The sequence below is a fragment of the Halalkalibacter krulwichiae genome (assembly GCF_002109385.1).
Taxonomy (GTDB): Bacteria; Bacillota; Bacilli; order Bacillales; family Bacillaceae_D; genus Halalkalibacter; species Halalkalibacter krulwichiae.
The window spans coordinates 911,212-930,666 of sequence record NZ_CP020814.1 but is presented as its reverse complement, the minus strand read 5'-3'; the positions used below and the strand labels follow the sequence as shown (position 1 = coordinate 930,666).

The following is a 19,455-nucleotide window of genomic DNA, read 5'->3' as shown; positions in this document are numbered from 1 at the left end:
TCACCTCATTAATTCAAAATGGTACGAACTTACAGCAAGTGCATATAATGCAGCTGTTTCGGTACGCAATATTCTTGGACCAAATCCGCAAGGAATGGCACCTGCTTGTTTTAATTGATTTACTTCTTCTTCAGATAGACCACCTTCAGGTCCAATGATACACAGAAGCTTTTGACCTGGAGACAATTCATTTAATACCCGTGCAAGTTGAGCATGTTCGCCCTCTTTCGCAGATTCTTCATAAGCTATAATCACACGATCGAAGGTAGCCATTTCTTTTAATAATTTTGGTAAAGCAAGGACTTGGTGAACTACAGGAATTCTTTCTCGATAGGATTGCTCCGCAGCTTCTTTAGCAATCTTCTCTAGACGTTCGATTTTTTTTCCAGCCTTTTTACGATCCCATTTTACAATTGACCTGGAAGCAGAAAAAGGAATAAACGCACTGGCTCCGAGCTCCGTCCCCTTTTGGATAATTAAATCTAATTTATCCCCTTTAGGTAACCCTTGAGCAATCGTTACCTCTATTGGTAGCTCCGTATTGGGTGTGATTTCTTGTACAATCTTAGCTACAATTTCCTGATCTGCTAGCCTTGTAATGACACATTTAACCGTACGAGATTCATTATTGCTACAAATGATTTCATCATTAATATTCATTCGCATTACACGTGAGATATGTTTAACATCTTCACCTGTAATCACAACTTCATGTTTAGTCATTTGCTCTTTCGCAACAAAGTAACGCTGCATGTTCATCTTCCTCACATTTTATTAATGTAGTGAATACTACGTAAAATAGCTACATGACGAACTGAGTGAGCTAATTTTTCAAAAAAGCATATTCTAGACTTTTATTGCTTACGAGCAATAATCGCTACCCAATCATCCATTTCAATTACTTCTTCAATGTTAAATCCACCAGCTAATAGAGCATCTTTAACCTCTTGTTTCTTACGTTTAATAATACCAGAAGTTATATATAATCCATTTGGTTTAAGAACCGCTGCCGCATCTTGAACAAACCGAACAATGACCTCCGCTAGGATATTCGCTACAACAATATCATATTGTCCATCAACATCTTCTAGTAAGTTATTTTGTTTGACTGTTACGACGTCTTGAACACGATTTAAGTTGACATTTAACGCAGCACTTTCAACTGCAACATAATCAAGATCAAGCGCTAATACACTTTTCACACCTAACTTTGCCGCAGCGATGCTTAATACCCCTGAGCCAGTTCCAACATCTACAACCGTTTCTCCACCATTTAAATATTTATCTAAAGCTTGAATACATAGAACGGTCGTTGGATGTGTTCCTGTCCCAAAAGCCATTCCAGGGTCAAGTTCTATTACCATTTCACCAACTGTAGGTTGATACTCCTCCCAAGTAGGAGTAATAGTAATCGAACTTGACACTTTCACAGGCTTATAATACTTCTTCCACGCAGTTGCCCACTCTTCTTCGTGAACCTCTATCAATTGAACTTTATTATGACCAAGATCAATATCATATAAAAGCAAGCCATTGATTGATTCTTTGATTTCCTCAATAGTTTCAGATAAAAAGCTATTAACAGGGAAATAAGCCTTAATAATAACTCCTTCTTCAGGATAATCATCTGGAGAGAGTTGGTAGATCTCACCGAATTTATCTCCCCAATCCTTTACTAGATCTAAGGGATCTTCTATAACGACACCACTTGCACCAGCTTCATGTAATATATTACAAACCGGCTCTACCGCTTCCTCTGTCGTATGAATACTAAATTCCGACCATTTCATCATAAATCTCCAACTCCATCCTTAGATTGCTATTCTCCCTTAAAGGCGCGTTTTACTTTTGCAAAAAAGCTGTCATTTTGCTCATCAGGCTGTCCGCCAGACATTTGAGCAAAATCTCTTATTAAATCCTTTTCCTTGTCCGTTAGGTTTTTAGGTGTAACGACTCTGATCTTAACATGCTGATCGCCCTGACCACGTCCATGAACGTTCGGAACCCCTTTTCCACGAAGGCGGAAATTAGTCCCAGTCTGTGTCCCAGCAGGAATTTTCAGTTTTACTTTGCCACTCAATGTCGGTACTTCAATTTCATCACCAAGTGCTACTTGCGCAAAAGTTAAAGGCATTTCACAGTAGATGTCATCACCATCACGATCAAAGAATTCATGAGTTTTCACATTAAAGACAACGTATAGGTCTCCAGGAGGCCCACCGTTAACCCCAGCTTCTCCTTGACCAGAAACACGTAATTGTTGACCGTGATCAATACCCGCTGGAACTTTCACACTTATTTTTTTACGTTTACGTACTTTTCCTTTTCCACCACATGTCGTACACTTGTTTTTAATAAACTTACCTGTTCCATCACAGTGATGACAAACGCGACGATTTACAACCCGTCCAAATGGTGTATTCTGTTCTACGTTTAATTGGCCTGCCCCACCGCAATGAGAACAAGTTTCTGGTTTAGTTCCAGGCTTTGCCCCACTACCGGTACAAGTGTTACATGTCTCTTCACGAGGAATTTCAATTTCTGTATCTTTTCCGAAGACAGCCTCTTTAAACTCAAGAGTCATCGTGTATTGCAGATCGGCTCCTTGACGAGGTGCATTTGGATTTCTACGTCCGCCACCACCAAAGAACATGTCAAAGATGTCCCCAAAACCCCCACCAAAGTCTCCAGCTCCACCAAAGCCTTGGTTAGGGTCTGTATGACCAAATTGATCATAGTGCGCCTTTTTCTGAGGGTCACTTAACGTGTCATACGCCTCTTTTACTTCTTTAAATTTATCCGTAGCATCAGCTTCTTTATTTACATCTGGATGATATTTACGCGCTAATTTACGATACGCTTTTTTCACTTCATCAACAGAAGCATTTTGATCGACACCAAGGACTTCATAGTAATCTCGTTTACTCATGTCATCCACTCCCGACTCTATTCCATAACGTTCATCTTATCATCATTTTATTGTACTTCGCAACAAACACAATTGAAGATTCAATATCCTCTTTTTGGTAGACATTCGTAGAAAAAGTCAAAGCCATAAACGCTGACTTTGACTTTTCTACAAATGTTCTATGTTATTTCTTTTCTTCTTCTTTTACTTCTTCGTATTCAGCATCTACAACATTATCGTCTGCTTGCTTCGCGCCAGCATCCCCTGCTTCTGCTCCTTGAGCCGCTTGTGCCGCTTGCTCATACATCTTTGTAGTTAATGCCATCACGATCTCTTGAAGCTCATCTTTAGCCGTACGAATTTCGTCTGTGTTATCAGACTCAATCGCTGCTTTTAGTTTATCTTTTGCCGCTTCAGCCTTTTCTTTCTCTGCCGCATCGACATTTTCACCTAAGTCTTTAAGTGTCTTTTCCGTTTGGAAAACAAGTTGATCGGCTTCATTGCGAAGTTCAACTTCTTCACGACGCTTTTTGTCTTCTTCTGCATTTGCTTCAGCGTCTTTAACCATTTTTTCGATTTCATCGTCAGAAAGACCTGATGATGAAGTAATCGTAATAGATTGTTCTTTATTCGTTCCAAGATCTTTTGCCTTTACATTCACGATACCGTTCGCATCAATATCAAAAGATACTTCGATTTGAGGTACACCACGTGGTGCTGGTGGAATATCAGATAATTGGAAACGTCCTAATGTTTTATTGTATGCTGCCATTTCACGCTCACCTTGAAGTACATGAATATCAACCGATGGCTGATTATCAGCAGCTGTAGAGAAAACTTGTGATTTTGACGTCGGGATTGTTGTATTACGTTCAATTAACTTTGTAAATACTCCACCCATTGTCTCAATACCTAATGAAAGTGGTGTTACATCTAAAAGAACAACGTCTTTTACATCACCTGTAAGGACACCAGCTTGAACAGCCGCACCTAATGCAACTACCTCATCTGGATTTACTCCCTTATGCGGTTCTTTTCCTGTTAATTTCTTAATTTCTTCTTGAACAGCAGGGATACGAGTAGATCCACCAACTAATACGACTCTGTCAATTTCACTTGCTGAAAGTCCAGCATCAGATAGAGCACGACGAGTTGGCTCTAGTGTACGCTCTACTAAATCAGCAGATAGCTCTTCAAACTTTGCACGGCTCATGCTCACTTCCAAATGCTTAGGGCCAGTTGCATCAGCTGTGATGAAAGGTAGAGAAATTTGTGTTTGTGTTACACCAGATAAATCTTTCTTTGCCTTTTCAGCTGCATCTTTCAGACGTTGCATAGCCATCTTATCTTGTGAAAGATCAATGCCATTGTCCTTCTTAAATTGATCGACTAAGTAATCAATGATTACTTGGTCGAAGTCATCTCCACCAAGCTTGTTATCTCCAGAAGTTGCTTTAACTTCGAAGAACCCATCTCCCAATTCAAGGATAGATACATCAAAAGTACCGCCACCAAGGTCATAAACAAGAATTGTTTGATCTTCTTCTTTTTCTAAACCATAAGCAAGTGCAGCTGCCGTTGGCTCGTTGACAATACGCTCAACTTCAAGACCAGCAATCTTACCAGCATCTTTTGTTGCTTGACGTTGTGAGTCATTAAAGTAAGCCGGCACAGTAATAACAGCCTTTGTAACCTTCTCACCTAAGTATGCCTCAGCATCTGATTTTAACTTTTGTAAGATAATTGCAGAAATTTCTTGAGGTGTAAAGTCTTTGCCCTCAACTGCCTCTTTGTAATCCGTTCCCATATGTCTTTTAATAGACATAACTGTATTTGGGTTAGTGATCGCTTGACGCTTTGCCACTTCCCCTACAAGACGCTCACCATCTTTAAATGCTACAACAGATGGAGTTGTACGGTTACCTTCTGGATTAGGAATAACTGTTGCTTCTCCGCCTTCCATAACGGCTACACAAGAGTTTGTTGTACCTAAATCAATACCAATGATTTTACTCATGATTCTTCCTCCAATTCAAGTTTTGCTTAAACCAGCTCTTTTTTATAATAAGTGAAGTTAAGTATCACATAATTGTACCTAAAACTAATAGAACGAGCTTCTCATCGCTCCCAAAATAGGTTATGTAGGATTACGCATTTACTTTAACCATAGATGGTCTTACTACGCGATCCTTTAACTTATACCCTTTTTGTAATTCTTCCACGATTTGATTTGATTCAAACCCTTCCTCTTCAACTTGCATGACCGCTTGGTGCAAGTGAGGATCAAACGTTTGACCAACCGTCTCGATCACTTCAACGCCTTCACTCTTCAATGCTTCTTGGAATTGACGATAAACCATTTCCATGCCTTGTAATAGCGCCTTTGCTTCCTCAGTTTCTGGCTTTACAAGTAAAGCACGCTCAAAGTTATCGATGACAGGAAGCAAAGCTTCGATAACGGTTTGTGATCTATATTTCGCAGCCGATTCTTTTTCTTCACGAGAACGACGACGGAAATTATCATAATCTGCTTGAACACGTAAAAGACGATTGTTAAGTTCAGTAACTTCTGCTTGATGAGATTCTTCAGTAGACAGTTCCTCAGTTTGCTCAGCTTCCTCACTGATCTCTTCTGCATTCGGCTCTTGTTCAATTGCTTCTTCTTCCATTGTTTGTGTTTCTTTTTCTGTCAACTCATTTCACCTCCTAGTAAAATTAAACTAGCTCTATGTAGCATGACAATTAGTAAACTACAACTAATTGTCAATATTACCATTTCTAACCTTGCTGATACAAGTTTGTTAATAGTTTCGTAAGATCCTTTGACAATGTGTCAACAACTCCAATCACCCTTCGGTACTCCATACGAGTTGGACCTAATATACCAATCGTACCCATATGCTTGCCAGCAATTGAATAAGATGCAGTGATCAAACTGCAATTGTCAAAAGCCTCTAATTTATTTTCTTGGCCTATCTTGACTTGTATTCCTGTTACCGGTGTTCGAAGAATTTGGTTCATCGTTTTATCTTCTTCTAACATATTAAGTAGCATTCGTACTTTTTCAACATCGCGGAATTCAGGTTGAGACAAGATATTTGTTTTCCCACTGTAGAATACTTTTTCCTCTTTCTCAATATGCAAAGAAGGGTCAATCATCTTAACAACTTGCTCATAATTCCCTACATGTTCACGTAGTACATCTTTGATTTCAAATTGAAGCTTATCTCTTAACTTATAAAGTGGCACACCCATTAATCGTTCATTAAGAATATTAACAGTTCTTTCTAAGTCAGAAGCATCAATCGACTCGGGAACAACAATCGTTTGATTCTCAACATGTCCTGTGTCTGTTACTAGAATAAGGATAGCCGATCCTTTCCCAAGAGGGATGATCTGAATATTTTTTAATGTTGATTCAAACATTTCGGGTCCCAATACGAGAGAGATATAACTTGTCATATTTGAAAGTACTCGAGCTGAGTGTTGAATGACTTCCTCAACCTCTCGAATTCGCTCTGAGAAAATAGATCTTATGTCCAACTCTTCGTCAGCAGTTAAATGGTGTGGCAATAATAGATTATCGACATAGTAGCGATACCCTCTTTGTGATGGAATTCTACCAGCCGAACTGTGCGGTTTCTCTAAAAAGCCTAATTCCTCTAAGTCTGCCATATCGTTACGAATCGTTGCCGGACTAAACGTAATATCATCTCTTTTGGAAATGCTTCTTGAGCCCACAGGCTCTGCAGAACGGATATAATCATCAACAATAGCATGTAGAATCAACAATTGCCTATCTGTTAACATCCCCTCACCACCTCTGTTAGCACTCACCGCATCCGAGTGCTAAATCTAATGATAAATTATCAAAAAGGCGGCGCTTTGTCAACTAATCGAAGCTCTATTCTTTCTAAAAATAAAAGCACAAAATATGGAATTTACCCGTGAACGATCAAATCAATTATTTCCTAGCTGACTGTCGCTTCATTACTCATCTAAAACGGCAATGAACTGTTCAAAAACTTCATTACTTAACAATAAGCCTTCTTCAGTTATCTTCACTCGGTTATTCTCTACAACTAACAGCCCTCGTTTTTGAAGCATGTCAATTTGTTCACCGAAGCAATCGTCAACCGATCTTCCATATAAACCTTTGAATTCATCACGGTTAACCCCATTACGTTTCCGTAGCCCCATAAACATTGCTTCTTCAATTCGTTCAACAGGAGAAACTTCATGTTGGTTCAAAATAGGAGCTGTATGCGCATCAATTGCCTTTAAATATTTTGGCAAAGGACCGTGATTTTGATAACGAATGCCATTAACGTAACCGTGAGCTCCTGCACCGAAACCATAATATTCTTCATTATTCCAATAAACGAGGTTATGCCTACTTTCAAAACCTGCCTTCGCAAAATTACTAATCTCGTATTGTGAGAAATTAGCCTTTTTCGTTTCTTCTAATAATATTTCATACATCGATATCTCATCATCTTCTTGCGGTAAGATTAATTTCCCTTGACGTTGCCGGTTATAAAAGACTGTTTTCTCTTCTACTTTCAATGAATAAGCTGATAGGTGTTCTACCCCAAGATCAATCGCTTCATGAATCGTTTCTTTAAAAGCCTCCGGTGTTTGACCTGGCAAACCAAACATCAAATCTAGCGATATATTCTCAAAGCCAAGAGATTTACTTCTTGTGACAGCATCTAATACACTCGTACGAGAATGAGTTCTCCCGATCCCTTTTAAAAGCTCTTCATCAAATGATTGAACACCAATACTCAATCGATTAATACCATGTTTTTTTAATACCGCCAACTTATCTTCTTCGATGCTATCTGGATTAACCTCAATCGTAAATTCAATGACCTCTTCAATCGGCAAGATGTTTCTCATACCTTCAAGTAATACATCTAATTGTTTAGCTGATAGGGCCGTTGGTGTTCCCCCACCGATATAAACTGTAGTTAACGCACGAGTCGGCTCTCTCTTTAACGTTCGTTCCATTTCTAGAAGCAACGAGTTGACATACTGATCGACTGGCTGATTTTTTAAGAAAACTTTATTAAAATCGCAGTAATGACATATATGCTCGCAAAATGGGATGTGGACATAAGCTGCTTTAACCAATATTCGTCCCTCCAACTTTTGTAAATTATAATATAAGGATTAAAAAGTAATAACCGCAGGAGTAGTCCTGCGGTTTCATTCAACTTAATCATCCATACGTAAAACTGCCATAAAGGCTTCTTGTGGAACTTCCACATTCCCTACAGCTTTCATACGCTTCTTACCTTCTTTTTGCTTTTCAAGTAACTTACGTTTACGAGAAATATCTCCACCATAACATTTAGCCAACACATTTTTACGGATAGCTTTGATTGTAGATCGGGCGATAATCTTTTGACCAATACTCGCTTGAACTGGCACTTCAAATTGTTGACGCGGTATTAATTCTTTTAATTTTTCAACAATAATCTTGCCACGATCATAGGCAAAATCACGGTGAACAATGACTGATAATGCGTCAACTTTTTCACTATTTAATAAGATGTCCATCTTCACAAGCTTCGATGGCTTATAGCCAATTAATTCATAATCAAATGAAGCATATCCTTTTGTATTTGACTTTAATTGGTCAAAGAAATCATAAACAATTTCAGATAATGGGATTTCATAAACAATTTGTACTCGGTTCTCATCCAAGTACTGCATGTCGCCAAAAATTCCTCGTTTCTTCTGACAAAGCTCCATAACAGAACCAACAAAATCATTTGGAACCATGATTTTCGCTTTAACATAAGGCTCTTCAACAGATTCAATCTTTTGTGCTTCTGGCATGTTTGCTGGATTATCAATCTGGACTTCTTCTCCACTTGTTGTCGTCACTTTATAAATAACACTTGGCGCAGTTGTAATTAAAGTAATACCGAATTCACGTTCAATTCGTTCTTGAATAATTTCCATGTGGAGAAGACCTAAAAATCCACAACGGAAACCAAACCCTAAAGCTTGTGATGTTTCAGGTTCATATTGTAATGAGGCATCGTTTAATTCAAGGCGCTCTAATGCTTCTCGTAAGTCATTGTATTCATTCGTATCAACAGGGTAAAGACCACAGTAAACCATTGGGTTCATCCGGCGGTAACCAGGTAATGGCTCTTCAGCCGGACGCTCTGCACTAGTAATCGTATCCCCGACACGTGTATCGCCAACATTTTTAATTGCAGCTGAAAGGAAACCAACATCCCCTACTGTTAATTCATCTCTTTTTTCTGCTTTCGGTGTGAACACACCAATTTCATTTACTTCAAACTCTTTGCCAGTTGCCATCATTTTAATTTTTTGTCCTGGTTTAACTGTTCCTTCAACAATTCGGATATACGCTACAACTCCACGATATGGATCATAGAGCGAATCAAAAATCAACGCTTTTAAAGGGGCTTCAGGGTCCCCAGTTGGTGCTGGTACTTTCTCAACAACTTGCTCTAAGATGTCCTCAATTCCTATTCCATTTTTAGCAGAAGCTAATACAGCATCTGAAGCGTCAAGTCCGATCACATCTTCTACTTCTTGTTTAACACGTTCTGGTTCAGCGCTTGGCAAATCAATCTTATTAATCACTGGTAAAATCTCTAAATCATTATCAAGAGCTAAATAAACATTTGCAAGCGTCTGCGCCTCAATCCCTTGAGCTGCATCAACAATTAACAACGCCCCTTCACAAGCCGCTAAACTACGTGAAACCTCATAAGTGAAGTCCACATGCCCCGGAGTATCAATTAGATGAAAAATATATTCTTCACCATTTTTTGCTTTATAAGTAAGCTGAACAGCATTTAACTTAATTGTTATTCCACGTTCACGCTCTAGGTCCATAGCATCAAGCGTTTGTTCTTTCATTTCTCGTTCCGTTAATGCACCCGTTTTTTCTAATATCCGATCGGCTAGTGTTGATTTACCGTGGTCAATATGAGCGATGATTGAAAAGTTACGAATCTTCGCCTGGCGCGCTAGTCTTTGTTCTTTATTCATAATTGATCACTCCTACATTCTCGTACAATGTACACTATTGTTGATTATACCAATCTGAGTAGACTCAGGCAACAATTCCTCGTAGTTTCACTCTTATTTCACTTCTTTTAATTTGGGCTTGATTCCCAATCTCCGATAACGGGCATTTGCATAGAGTAAAGTATCCTCTTGAAAGGTGGTTTTACTAAATGTTATATTTTGGAGACTCTATGACTGGAGCTTCATTTGGAACCGGTGCAGCAGGGACTGATTATGGATATGAAGCTGGGCATTCAATGCCGATGACACAATACGGATATGGAATGGATCATATGGGTCCAATAGGAGATTGTGGTTGCGGAACTGGTCATATTGCTCCTGTTTACGGATATGGAATGCCCACTACAGGACATTGTGCCCAGTTTGCAGGAGGAGGCTTTGCCTTAATCGTCGTTCTATTTATTTTGTTAATTATTATTGGCTCTACTTGGGTCTCTCCCCTCGATTAATCTTAATCAAAGAAAAGGCTGTTGAAAGGTGGAGTCGCTTTTCAACAGCCAAAATTTTATAGTTTATTCATTTCCTTCTCCATTTAACACATTGTGTACAAACGACATAATCTGAGTCAATAAACTTCTACTAGCATAATTAAACCCTTCAGCCAATTGACTGCCCATATCTGAAAAAAAGTTAAATCGTTCCGAGTCCTGAACTTTTTGTTTTTTTTCTGCTAGTTCAGCTTGAATATTAGGAATGTACTTTTCTTTTTTTTGATTTCCCCTTCTCCTTGATTGGATTCAATTGATTCTTTCGTTTCTGTTAAAAGAGGTTCTGGCTGTGATATTCCCAGCGTTTCATTTATTTGTTGTACGCCAAATAATGCGCCAAGTAATAACAAAACACCTATTAACAGAGTTCTCACAACCAGCTTTTTCATTGTTTTCCTCTCCTTATTGACCGTCTACTGATTGAGCATTCCAATAGTATTCAGAGAATACTTCAGCAACAGCTTCTGCCGACCGATAATTTTCTTCTAGCGTATTTCCAACTCCACCAAACTCCATTAAAATGGCCCGATCTGATAAATCTTGATTAAAGCGTCCATTTGTTAAGCGTCCTTGTTTTAAAATAACACCACGACTTAATCCTGGGTATTTCTCTTCTAATGAATTATGAAGATCCTCAGCTAATTTGAAATTTTGTTCATAGTTATCGTGATTGCCTCCAATAACAAATACAATTCTGGAGAACTCTTCTCCATTAATCGTTACGGTTGTTCGATCTCTAGGCAAGGAGTCCCGATGCAAATCAAAGAAGAACTCTAAATCTCCGTTTTTGCCCATCGCCTCCTCAACAAGTTCTCTAGAAGCATCATAGGATTTGTTATATTGCCAACCGCGGTCCCTTAACTTTCCTTGTATATCTCGTTTCTCTACTTCAACCCCAATTCCACGCTTTTCTAATTCTTGAGATAATTTCTCCCCTACTAGAGTGATATTGATTTTACTATGATGAGCTTCATCAGGATTATTTGTTTCTAACTCCGGTAAGAAAGATTCATAGTTATGTGAATGTATGATATGGACAACTTGCTTGCCATCTGTAGAACCATGAACTTGCTCCCCTTCTTTTTCAAGTTGCTCTAATTTAGCTAAACTTTCTTTTGTTGCTTCTCTTTCTGCCATAATTACGTCCATTGGAGGAGCTGACTCTACAGGTAAATTCGTATAGTCTGTCCCTTCCCCGGCTACTAGAATCTGTCCATCAAATAACGCAAATCCAGGTAGCTCTCTCCCTAGTAAACTTCGGGGATCATCAGGATTGATACTAGTCGCTACTTGAAAAGCTATATTGGATAAACTTGGTGGCTTACTCCCATCAGGTAAAGCCTCAGTAAAATATTTATTCTCCATCCCCAGTACATGAACAAAGTCTTCTCCTTTAATACCTGTTGCCCACTCATGCACTTGGTTTGATGCGAGTCCATAACCAGGCTCAAATGATGTTAGCATGCCAGTAAAAATAAACAATGCCATGATTGCGATAATTGTCATGACGATTAGTTTTTTTAAGCTCGTCCGATTAATTGAAACCGTGAAGCTGCGAAATTGTTTCTTTTTCATGGCCTCATCCCTTCTCCTACTTTTAAGTTGAGTTCAATTCTTATACTTGTCCACTATTAGATTGTTAGGAGCTTCTAAACCAGTTGTATGCCGGGATAAAGAGTAATAGAACAAAAAAAAGAAAAAAACGCCTCATACGAAGCGCTTTTAGTGACCATTAAGTTTTTGTGTATTTTAAGCGATAATTTCTAGTGAGTATAGGCACCTACATTATCCTGATTAATACTATGGTGCAATGCTGCATTCAGGCCAGTAGCAATGACGTTAGCCATATCGTCAATAAATACATCTACTTCCTTAGGTGTTACCATTAAATTGTGACCTAATGGAGCGAGCACTTCACGAATAAGTTGGCGCTTTTCATTATCTGGTAAGTTCCCCACCATCCCCATAATCGTTTCTCGTTTTGTTTCATCTGGTAAATCATCATCCGTAAGTTTTCTCTGCTCGCCAAATGTCATGCCTGCAGGAGCAAGAGCACGCGAAGGTGCCTTTCCTTCTTTCATTTCACGCCCAAAGTGCTTTAATACATAATCAATGGTATCACTTGTAATCGAAACTGCGTCTACGACAGTTGGTATTCCAACAGCAATAACCGGAATACCCAAGGCATCTTGACTTAGTTCTTTTCGTTTGTTTCCAACACCACTCCCTGGGTGAATCCCTGTATCCGACACTTGAATGGTTGCATTAACGCGTTCAATTGAACGGGAAGCCAATGCATCTATCGCGATGACAAAATCAGGTTTCGTTTTTTCAATAATTCCATAGATAACATCACTTGTTTCAATCCCCGTTAATCCCATAACACCTGGTGTAACAGCACTTACTGGTCGAAAACCTTCTTGCACCTGTTCTGGCGCCAATTGAAATAAATGTCTTGTGATCAGTAAGTTTTCAATTGCAATCGGTCCTAATGCATCCGGAGTTACATTCCAATTACCTAGGCCGACGACTAGACAAGTATCTGTATCCTTAATTCCAATTTCAACCATGAATTCATGAAACTTCTGAGCAAAAACTCGTTCCATTTTCTCTTGGATTTCTGTATCCTTTTTACGTATTCCAAGTGATTCAAAGGTTAGATAATTCCCCTTTTTCTTACCAAGTCTTTTTGCCCCAACTTCATCTATCGACACACGAGTAACAGAAACTCCGTCAATTTCTTCTTCCTTTACCTGTACGCCACTTACATCTTTAACAGGGTTGCCTTTCCTTTCTTCTTGTTCTAACACCATTTGACGAGCTTCAACCGCTAAATCCGTTCGTATTTGATATTGTTCTAAATTAAGTTCTTCAGACATTTAATCCACTCTCCTACTTTAGAATCTCTTGTGATTGTAGTGTTTCCGAGCATGCTTGTTTTCATTCTGGTATTGCTTTTTCCTCTTGGATTTGGTAGAATGCAATTTGTTGTATGTATGATACATGAACAAGAAACGAAACCGTTCATAATAGATGGACCGGGATCAAACCTCAAACACATTTATTTAGGAGGTGAATGATATGCCAAATATTAAATCTGCAATTAAGCGCGTTAAAACAACTGACAAGCGTCGTGCACAGAACATTTCTGTTAAGTCTGCTCTACGTACTGCAATTAAAAACTTTGAAACAAAAGTTGAAGCTGGTGACGTTGAAGTAGCTAAAGCAGCTTTCGTTGAAGCTAGCAAAAAGCTTGATAAAGCAGCTAACAAAGGCCTTATCCATAAAAATGCAGCATCTCGTCAAAAGTCTCGTCTTGCTAAAAAGCTAAACGGTCTTTCTGCATAATAAGCCTGATAGAAAAAAACACACGATCGACTCGTGTGTTTTTTTCTTTACTATTATATTTGGGTTAACTTTGATCCAAAGATGATAACCTCATTAGTAACAATTCTACAGCCAGAGTCTTTTCCATTTTTCCTGACTTAATAGCATAATCTGCATCCGCGGCTGATTCAAGCAAATGCAGTAATTGTTTATCTTGGAATTTATTCACTTGCTGGCTAGCCAACTTTACCACATAAGGATGAAGCTTTAATTGTGATGCTATATCCTTCTGAGAATAGGAGCGACGCCCCATCTCCTTCACTTGATAGAAGATTCGAAGTTGCCTCGCTATGAGAGCAAGTAACTTTAACGGCTCTTCTTTTTGCTTTAACAAGTCATGGTATATTACCAAAGCTTTATCAAGTTGTTTTTTTACTGCATAGTCAATGAGTGCAAAGACATCTTGTTCAAGGGAACGCGCAACTAATAAATCCACTACTTCTTGATCCACAACTCCACCATCGCCAACATACAATGCTAATTTATTCATCTCAGAAACAAGCTGTAATAATTGTGGCCCTAAACGTTCAAGCAACCGCTCTTTTCCACCTGGAGAAAAGGTAAAACCTTTAGCATGAGCTTGTGCATCCAACCACTGCAACAATAATTTGTCATCAAAAGGGGAGCAATCTACTACAGCCGCTCTTTTTTTTAGCTCTTTTGTCAATTTTTTTCTTTCATCTAATTTCTCAAATGGTGTTAATAAAATCAGAATAGATTCAGGCGCCGGGCTTGCTATGTATTGTAATAAACGATTTACATCATGATCTAATTTAGAGTCTTGTTTTTGAGCCGTTACAAGAGAGAATTCTTTAACGATAACGATTTTTTTTCCTCCAAAGAATGGGAAGGTTTCCGCTTCTTCAACCGCAGTATCTAATAACACATCTTGTAAACTATATGTTATAACATTTGGATCATCTTGCGAACCAACTGTTTGCCTAATTATGTCCAACAGTAAGTCTTCCATCAAAAAACTTTGCGTTCCATACATAAAGTAGACAGGTCTGACATCGCCCCGTTTTACTTCTTTTTTTATAGCAATATATGACATATTCTCATTCCTCATTTATTTGGTATAACTACATTAAATATGGGCAAGCTACGCTTTAGATTATTGCTTGTCTACCCACTTAAGAATAGACAATCTCAAAGCACTTGACAAGAGAAATGAAAAAGGATCTAGCCCGAAAATGCCAGATCCCATTTATGATAAACGCCATAAAATAAGACCCCAGGTATTCTTATTTATGACGATAATCATGACCGCCTTCACTATTTATAATATCCTATGCAGTTCAAAACTATAGGTGACAACTCTTTACAGTCATACCAATCAAAAAGTCACTTTCTAACAATTTCTTGAACATCCTAGATTTTGTTCAGGAACAAGTGAATCTACCTAGTATTTTTTCGACCGATCCCGTATACTTAATTTGATAAAGGAGGAATGTCTGATGCATTTTGAAAAAGAAGTACAATGTAAACGAAACGATGCTATTGATTCTGCTGTCGGGTTTATCATTCCTTTTGGTTTCTTTGCTACACTATTTATTATCGCGAATATTGTTGATGTATTTAGTGCTATGTAATCAAAAGAGCCTGACACTCTTAGAAAAGGAGGATGACAGATGTCATCCTCCTTTTTCTTAAGGGTTTAAAGCACTTCGAACTTTTAGTTGCTCTTTGTTTAGCCTTAATTCAATAGCTCCATTTAAATCAGTTCGTAAAACGGGAATTTCAAACTCCTGTAACCGATCGGTTACTTCTGGATGTGGATGTCCGAATCTATTTTGTCTACCGGCAGATATGAGCACTAGTTGTGGTTCTAATTGCTTAACAAAAATTTCTGTTGTCGAAGTCCGACTCCCATGATGACCAGCTTTCAATATATCGACTTCTAACCCCGGATACCTCGAAAGCAGACGCCTCTCGCCTTCCTCTTCAAGATCTCCTGTAAACAAAAAAGAGATCCCTTCGATATTACTATATATAACGATCGACCTCTCATTCAAATCATGTTCTTGTCCTTTTGGGGAAAGGATTGAAAAATAGGCCGCCCCTTGCTCCAACTCATTCCATCTTCAACAAAATGGATTTGCGTACCTTTTTCTATAAAACGGAGAAGGAGATCACGCTCAAATTCTCCTTCAACAGGTCCTTTCCCATATAAAACTTCCTTTACTTTAATCGCATCAACCAAAGCCATCGCACCACCAATGTGATCTAAATGACCATGCGTTAAGACTAACTTATCTAACTTCTTTATCCCCCTTTCTGTCAAGGTAGGGATGACAATATCAGCCCCTACATCAAAAGGCTTTCTCTTGTTTCGCCAATCCTCATTTGTAAACGAAACTGTACCACCTGCATCAATTAAATAAACTGCTCTTCTAAAAGGTAATTCAATTAGAATGCTATCTCCTTGCCCGACATCAATAACCGTTACTTTTGCCTCTGGATTGAAATAAGGCGAACTCAATTGCCAAAAACACAAAAGACCAAAAATTGTAACTGGAGCTACCCACCAATTTCGTGTTCCATTCTCCCACTTTATACATCCAATTAGAATGACACCGTAGAAAGCAGCAACGAAAATCACAGAAGGTCTTCCAAAAACAATAGTTGCCAAAGACCAATCCGAAACCTCAAGTAACAGAGGGTGAAAAGTAGAATACACGAGTTCAAGAACGAGTAAGGGCAAATTAATACCAGCTGGAAGGAAGAAAGAAAGCAAAAATGCTAAAAGGGTTAAAGGTAATACAACTGTTGTGATCACGGGGATATAAACAAGGTTTAGGGGGAGACTCAACAATGAAAATTCAAATGTATGATACAAGATCAGTGGAAATGAAAGCAATTGTGCTAAAAATGTTATGACTATCAATTGTGAAATTGGGTGTTGATACTTCTGTATAATAGTTGGTGCTGAGATGATAAGACCAAACGAGATTAAAAAAGACAACTGAAAACCCAGGTGAAAAAGGGTTAATGGATTAATTGCTAAGTATCCTAGATACACAAGGGAAATTCCTGCTATCGGCGAAAGTTTTTTTCTAAATCGCATGCTAAGCAAAACAACCATAGCCATTATTGAAGCTCTTATTACGGAAGGAGCGGCACCAGCAAAAATAATGTAGACAGGTAAAATCACAATCATAATCTCCATAGCTCTTTCTCTTGCCAGACCAAATCGGATCAATACATAAAAGAGGATAGATACAAGCATTCCAACATGCAAACCTGATACAGCTAATAAATGAATAATCCCAAGATGCTGATACGCCTTGAGAAGATCACCATCTAAGTTGTTACGGTCCCCAAACACTAATGCATTCATAATTCCACTAAAGCTCGGATCCACTTCATCAACTATTCGCATCATATGCTTTTGTCTAAAACGTTGAAATAAATTGAGTAATTCAGCGCGTCCCTGGATACAAGCGATCCCACCCTGCTCAGGTCTCAAAATCCAAATGATATTATGATTTAACAAATATTGCTTATAATTGAACTGACTAAAGTTTGTTGGCGGAAGTGGTTTAGAAAGATCTCCCGTAATCATACAAGCATCACCAGGAGCCAAAGTCTTCATTTTTAGCTGATCTTCTTGATGATAGATAAAAGATTGAACTTGAATCATCTCACCTGTATTACTTTTCAATCTCATTGACATAGAGTCACCATCAATGGTCGGAATCGTCTGAATAACTCCGTAAACATTCTGACTTCCTTCTTCGTAGCTCGTTTGATTTTGCTCAACTGCATTCAACCCTATGAGATAGTATAAAACAAACGGGATCGTTACGAGCAGAACCTTCTCCTTAAAAAATGTACGATGAGTAAAACAAAAAATTAAGAAAGTGATCAAGATACCAAAATACATAGTATTCGGCTCTCGAAGCGCGAGGAATAGACCGAGGGTTGCTGAAATGGGGATGAAGAAGAACAGCGGACTGATCTCCCTCACCCCTTTAAGAAACTTTGAGTAAATAAATGATTTGCTTGCTCTTTTAATTGACGAACTTCTTCTTGTTCAATTGTAAGGTGTTCAAGTTTAGTCAACAAGTGTTCAACAAATTGTTTCTTTTGATGGTGTGTTTGGTCAAGACTTTCCTCATCCAATTCAACTTGCATGATTTCGACACCTGCGTCTTCCAACATTTGTTTGGCATAAGGATGGTTTTTATAATCCTTAGCATAATACATAGACTTAATGCCTGCTTGGATGATTGCTTTAGTACAGTGTACACAAGGAAAATGAGTGACGTAAATCTCAGCGCCCTCTGTCGGAACACCAAATTTTGCACATTGTAATAATGCATTAACTTCAGCGTGAATCGTCCGAATGCAATGATTATCTACGACATAGCATCCATCATCAATACAGTGAGCCCCTCCTGAGACCGAACCGTTATAACCACCTGCAATGATTCTTTTGTCTCGAACAATCGTAGCTCCTACCATTAATCGTGTACAAGTACTTCTTAGTGCCAACAAGTGGCTTTGCGCCATAAAATATTGATTCCATGAAATTCTTTCCATCATTAATTCCTCCTACCTACTATACTGTCAGTTTAGAGAAAAGCTTTTGTATCGTCAATTTCAAAATTAATTTAATGGAAACTTATAGCTTCCTCCAATTTTTCAATTGATTTAGGACCAATACCCGAAATATTGAGTAAGTCATTTATATCTTTAAACGCACCATGCTCCTCACGATAACTAATAATTGCCGCTGCTTTAGCGGGACCAATACCCGGAAGTTGCTGCAATTGACCAGCTTCTGCTCGATTAATTGGGATCTTCCCATTTTCTTCACCCTGAGGCGTTGTGAGATTTCCCACCTCTACGCTACCTTCTTCCTCTCCGACCAAAGGAACATAAACAACCATTTCATCATGTAACAATTGTGCAAAATTCAACTTTGTTTCATCAGCACCTTCTAATAGCCCCCCAGCTTTCTCTAGCGCTTGATGAATACGATCCCCTTCTTGCAACTTATAAACACCTGGACGAGCAATCGCTCCTTTAACATCGATAACAATGTCCCTAACTTCTTCCACAACTTTCATAGATTCCTCCGATCCTCCATTCAAAAACTCTTGGTTTTGTTCATAAAAATGAGCTACTTCAACTTCTTCCTTCGCGCTCCGAAAATGCATAAATAAAATGATCAAAACTAAAAAAACAATGATTACAGCTGTCATTAGTTGTTTTTTTCGGAATATTGTTTTCATCAGGCACACCCTTTTCTAATTTTGAGTTATAATAAGTGATAAACCACCACTTCAAGTGAGAACAAAAGGAGTCGAATGACAAAATGGCTGTACATTTACAAATTGCTGAACAAGTTAAAAAGCACAGAGAAGCACAAAAACAATTTTTAAGCTTAGATGCTGCGAGAGAACGTGCAATTGAAACAGTATTAGATTTAGCAAAAAGTGGAAAAGAGTTTCAGATAACGGAAATTAACCAAATTACAGAAGAAATGAATAAGATTGCAATGAAGTTTCAATTTCCACCACGTAAGCTCGTGACACAAGAAATGATAGAAGATTACGTAAACATGCGCTAAAAAGTCATAACACT

General features: G+C 38.4%; 20 protein-coding genes. 4 read left to right on the top strand and 16 right to left on the bottom strand.

Translation table 11 applies throughout. The features are described 5' to 3' along the window. The 8 genes from BkAM31D_RS04860 to lepA form a co-directional block, all read right to left on the bottom strand. Positions 1-753, bottom strand: a complete 753-nt coding sequence (locus tag BkAM31D_RS04860) for a 16S rRNA (uracil(1498)-N(3))-methyltransferase (protein ID WP_066155482.1) — start codon at positions 751-753, stop codon at positions 1-3. Between the two features lie 101 nt (positions 754-854). Continuing rightward, entirely contained in the window at positions 855-1,790 is a 936-nt protein-coding gene (gene prmA / locus BkAM31D_RS04855) for a 50S ribosomal protein L11 methyltransferase (RefSeq protein WP_066156178.1), read from the bottom strand. 29 nt (positions 1,791-1,819) lie between these two features. After that, a complete protein-coding gene (gene dnaJ / locus BkAM31D_RS04850) occupies positions 1,820-2,929 on the bottom strand; it encodes a molecular chaperone DnaJ (protein WP_066155485.1) in 1,110 nt (369 codons plus the stop codon). Between the two features lie 163 nt (positions 2,930-3,092). Continuing rightward, entirely contained in the window at positions 3,093-4,925 is a 1,833-nt protein-coding gene (gene dnaK / locus BkAM31D_RS04845) for a molecular chaperone DnaK (protein WP_066155488.1), read from the bottom strand. Between the two features lie 130 nt (positions 4,926-5,055). Beyond that, the gene (grpE, locus tag BkAM31D_RS04840; RefSeq protein WP_066156181.1) at positions 5,056-5,577 is read right to left on the bottom strand and encodes a nucleotide exchange factor GrpE; all 522 of its coding nucleotides are present in this window, start codon (positions 5,575-5,577) and stop codon (positions 5,056-5,058) included. Between the two features lie 109 nt (positions 5,578-5,686). Continuing rightward, a complete protein-coding gene (hrcA, locus tag BkAM31D_RS04835) occupies positions 5,687-6,718 on the bottom strand; it encodes a heat-inducible transcriptional repressor HrcA (protein WP_066155491.1) in 1,032 nt (343 codons plus the stop codon). Positions 6,719-6,898: 180 nt separating this feature from the next. Continuing rightward, the gene (hemW, locus tag BkAM31D_RS04830) at positions 6,899-8,044 is read right to left on the bottom strand and encodes a radical SAM family heme chaperone HemW (RefSeq protein ID WP_066155493.1); all 1,146 of its coding nucleotides are present in this window, start codon (positions 8,042-8,044) and stop codon (positions 6,899-6,901) included. Between the two features lie 84 nt (positions 8,045-8,128). After that, positions 8,129-9,952, bottom strand: coding sequence for a translation elongation factor 4 (gene lepA, locus BkAM31D_RS04825; RefSeq protein ID WP_066155496.1), 1,824 nt, complete (start codon positions 9,950-9,952; stop codon positions 8,129-8,131). Between the two features lie 371 nt (positions 9,953-10,323). Between lepA and BkAM31D_RS24800 the strand changes: the two genes are divergently transcribed. Further along, a complete protein-coding gene (locus BkAM31D_RS24800) occupies positions 10,324-10,437 on the top strand; it encodes a YjcZ family sporulation protein (RefSeq protein ID WP_157076841.1) in 114 nt (37 codons plus the stop codon). 221 nt (positions 10,438-10,658) lie between these two features. On the opposite strand, the gene BkAM31D_RS04815 is transcribed toward BkAM31D_RS24800, so the two are convergent. The 3 genes from BkAM31D_RS04815 to gpr all read right to left on the bottom strand — a co-directional run bounded on the left by BkAM31D_RS04815 (position 10,659) and on the right by gpr (position 13,355). Further along, a complete protein-coding gene (locus BkAM31D_RS04815; RefSeq protein WP_085449738.1) occupies positions 10,659-10,865 on the bottom strand; it encodes a hypothetical protein in 207 nt (68 codons plus the stop codon). A gap of 13 nt (positions 10,866-10,878) precedes the next feature. Further along, positions 10,879-12,051: a stage II sporulation protein P gene (gene spoIIP / locus BkAM31D_RS04810; RefSeq protein WP_066155505.1), complete on the bottom strand. Its 1,173-nt coding sequence runs from the start codon at positions 12,049-12,051 to the stop codon at positions 10,879-10,881. Positions 12,052-12,239: 188 nt separating this feature from the next. Next, entirely contained in the window at positions 12,240-13,355 is a 1,116-nt protein-coding gene (gene gpr / locus BkAM31D_RS04805; RefSeq protein WP_066155508.1) for a GPR endopeptidase, read from the bottom strand. Positions 13,356-13,557: 202 nt separating this feature from the next. Between gpr and rpsT the strand changes: the two genes are divergently transcribed. Beyond that, entirely contained in the window at positions 13,558-13,824 is a 267-nt protein-coding gene (gene rpsT / locus BkAM31D_RS04800) for a 30S ribosomal protein S20 (RefSeq protein WP_066155510.1), read from the top strand. 64 nt (positions 13,825-13,888) lie between these two features. Here rpsT and holA read toward each other — a convergent pair whose 3' ends face one another. Then, positions 13,889-14,917 carry a DNA polymerase III subunit delta gene (holA, locus tag BkAM31D_RS04795; RefSeq protein ID WP_066155513.1) on the bottom strand — a complete coding sequence of 343 codons (1,029 nt, stop codon included), beginning with the start codon at positions 14,915-14,917 and terminating at the stop codon, positions 13,889-13,891. A 403-nt stretch (positions 14,918-15,320) separates the two neighbouring features. Here holA and BkAM31D_RS04790 point away from each other — a divergent pair, with 403 nt between their 5' ends. After that, positions 15,321-15,455 (top strand): YqzM family protein, encoded by a 135-nt coding sequence (locus BkAM31D_RS04790; protein ID WP_084372241.1) that lies wholly within the window; start codon positions 15,321-15,323, stop codon positions 15,453-15,455. A 57-nt stretch (positions 15,456-15,512) separates the two neighbouring features. On the opposite strand, the gene BkAM31D_RS04785 is transcribed toward BkAM31D_RS04790, so the two are convergent. The 4 genes from BkAM31D_RS04785 to BkAM31D_RS04770 all read right to left on the bottom strand — a co-directional run bounded on the left by BkAM31D_RS04785 (position 15,513) and on the right by BkAM31D_RS04770 (position 19,103). Next, positions 15,513-15,827 (bottom strand): ComEC/Rec2 family competence protein, encoded by a 315-nt coding sequence (locus BkAM31D_RS04785; protein WP_085449737.1) that lies wholly within the window; start codon positions 15,825-15,827, stop codon positions 15,513-15,515. Between the two features lie 47 nt (positions 15,828-15,874). Continuing rightward, complete coding sequence (locus BkAM31D_RS04780) at positions 15,875-17,749, bottom strand: DNA internalization-related competence protein ComEC/Rec2 (RefSeq protein WP_085449736.1); 1,875 nt, start codon at positions 17,747-17,749, stop codon at positions 15,875-15,877. Positions 17,750-17,829: 80 nt separating this feature from the next. Further along, positions 17,830-18,408, bottom strand: a complete 579-nt coding sequence (locus BkAM31D_RS04775; protein ID WP_066155519.1) for a ComE operon protein 2 — start codon at positions 18,406-18,408, stop codon at positions 17,830-17,832. Positions 18,409-18,479: 71 nt separating this feature from the next. Then, complete coding sequence (locus BkAM31D_RS04770; protein ID WP_066155523.1) at positions 18,480-19,103, bottom strand: helix-hairpin-helix domain-containing protein; 624 nt, start codon at positions 19,101-19,103, stop codon at positions 18,480-18,482. An 83-nt stretch (positions 19,104-19,186) separates the two neighbouring features. On the opposite strand from BkAM31D_RS04770, the gene BkAM31D_RS04765 reads away from it, so the two are divergent. Beyond that, the gene (locus tag BkAM31D_RS04765; RefSeq protein WP_066155528.1) at positions 19,187-19,441 is read left to right on the top strand and encodes a DUF2533 family protein; all 255 of its coding nucleotides are present in this window, start codon (positions 19,187-19,189) and stop codon (positions 19,439-19,441) included. The last annotated feature ends 14 nt before the right edge of the window (positions 19,442-19,455 follow it).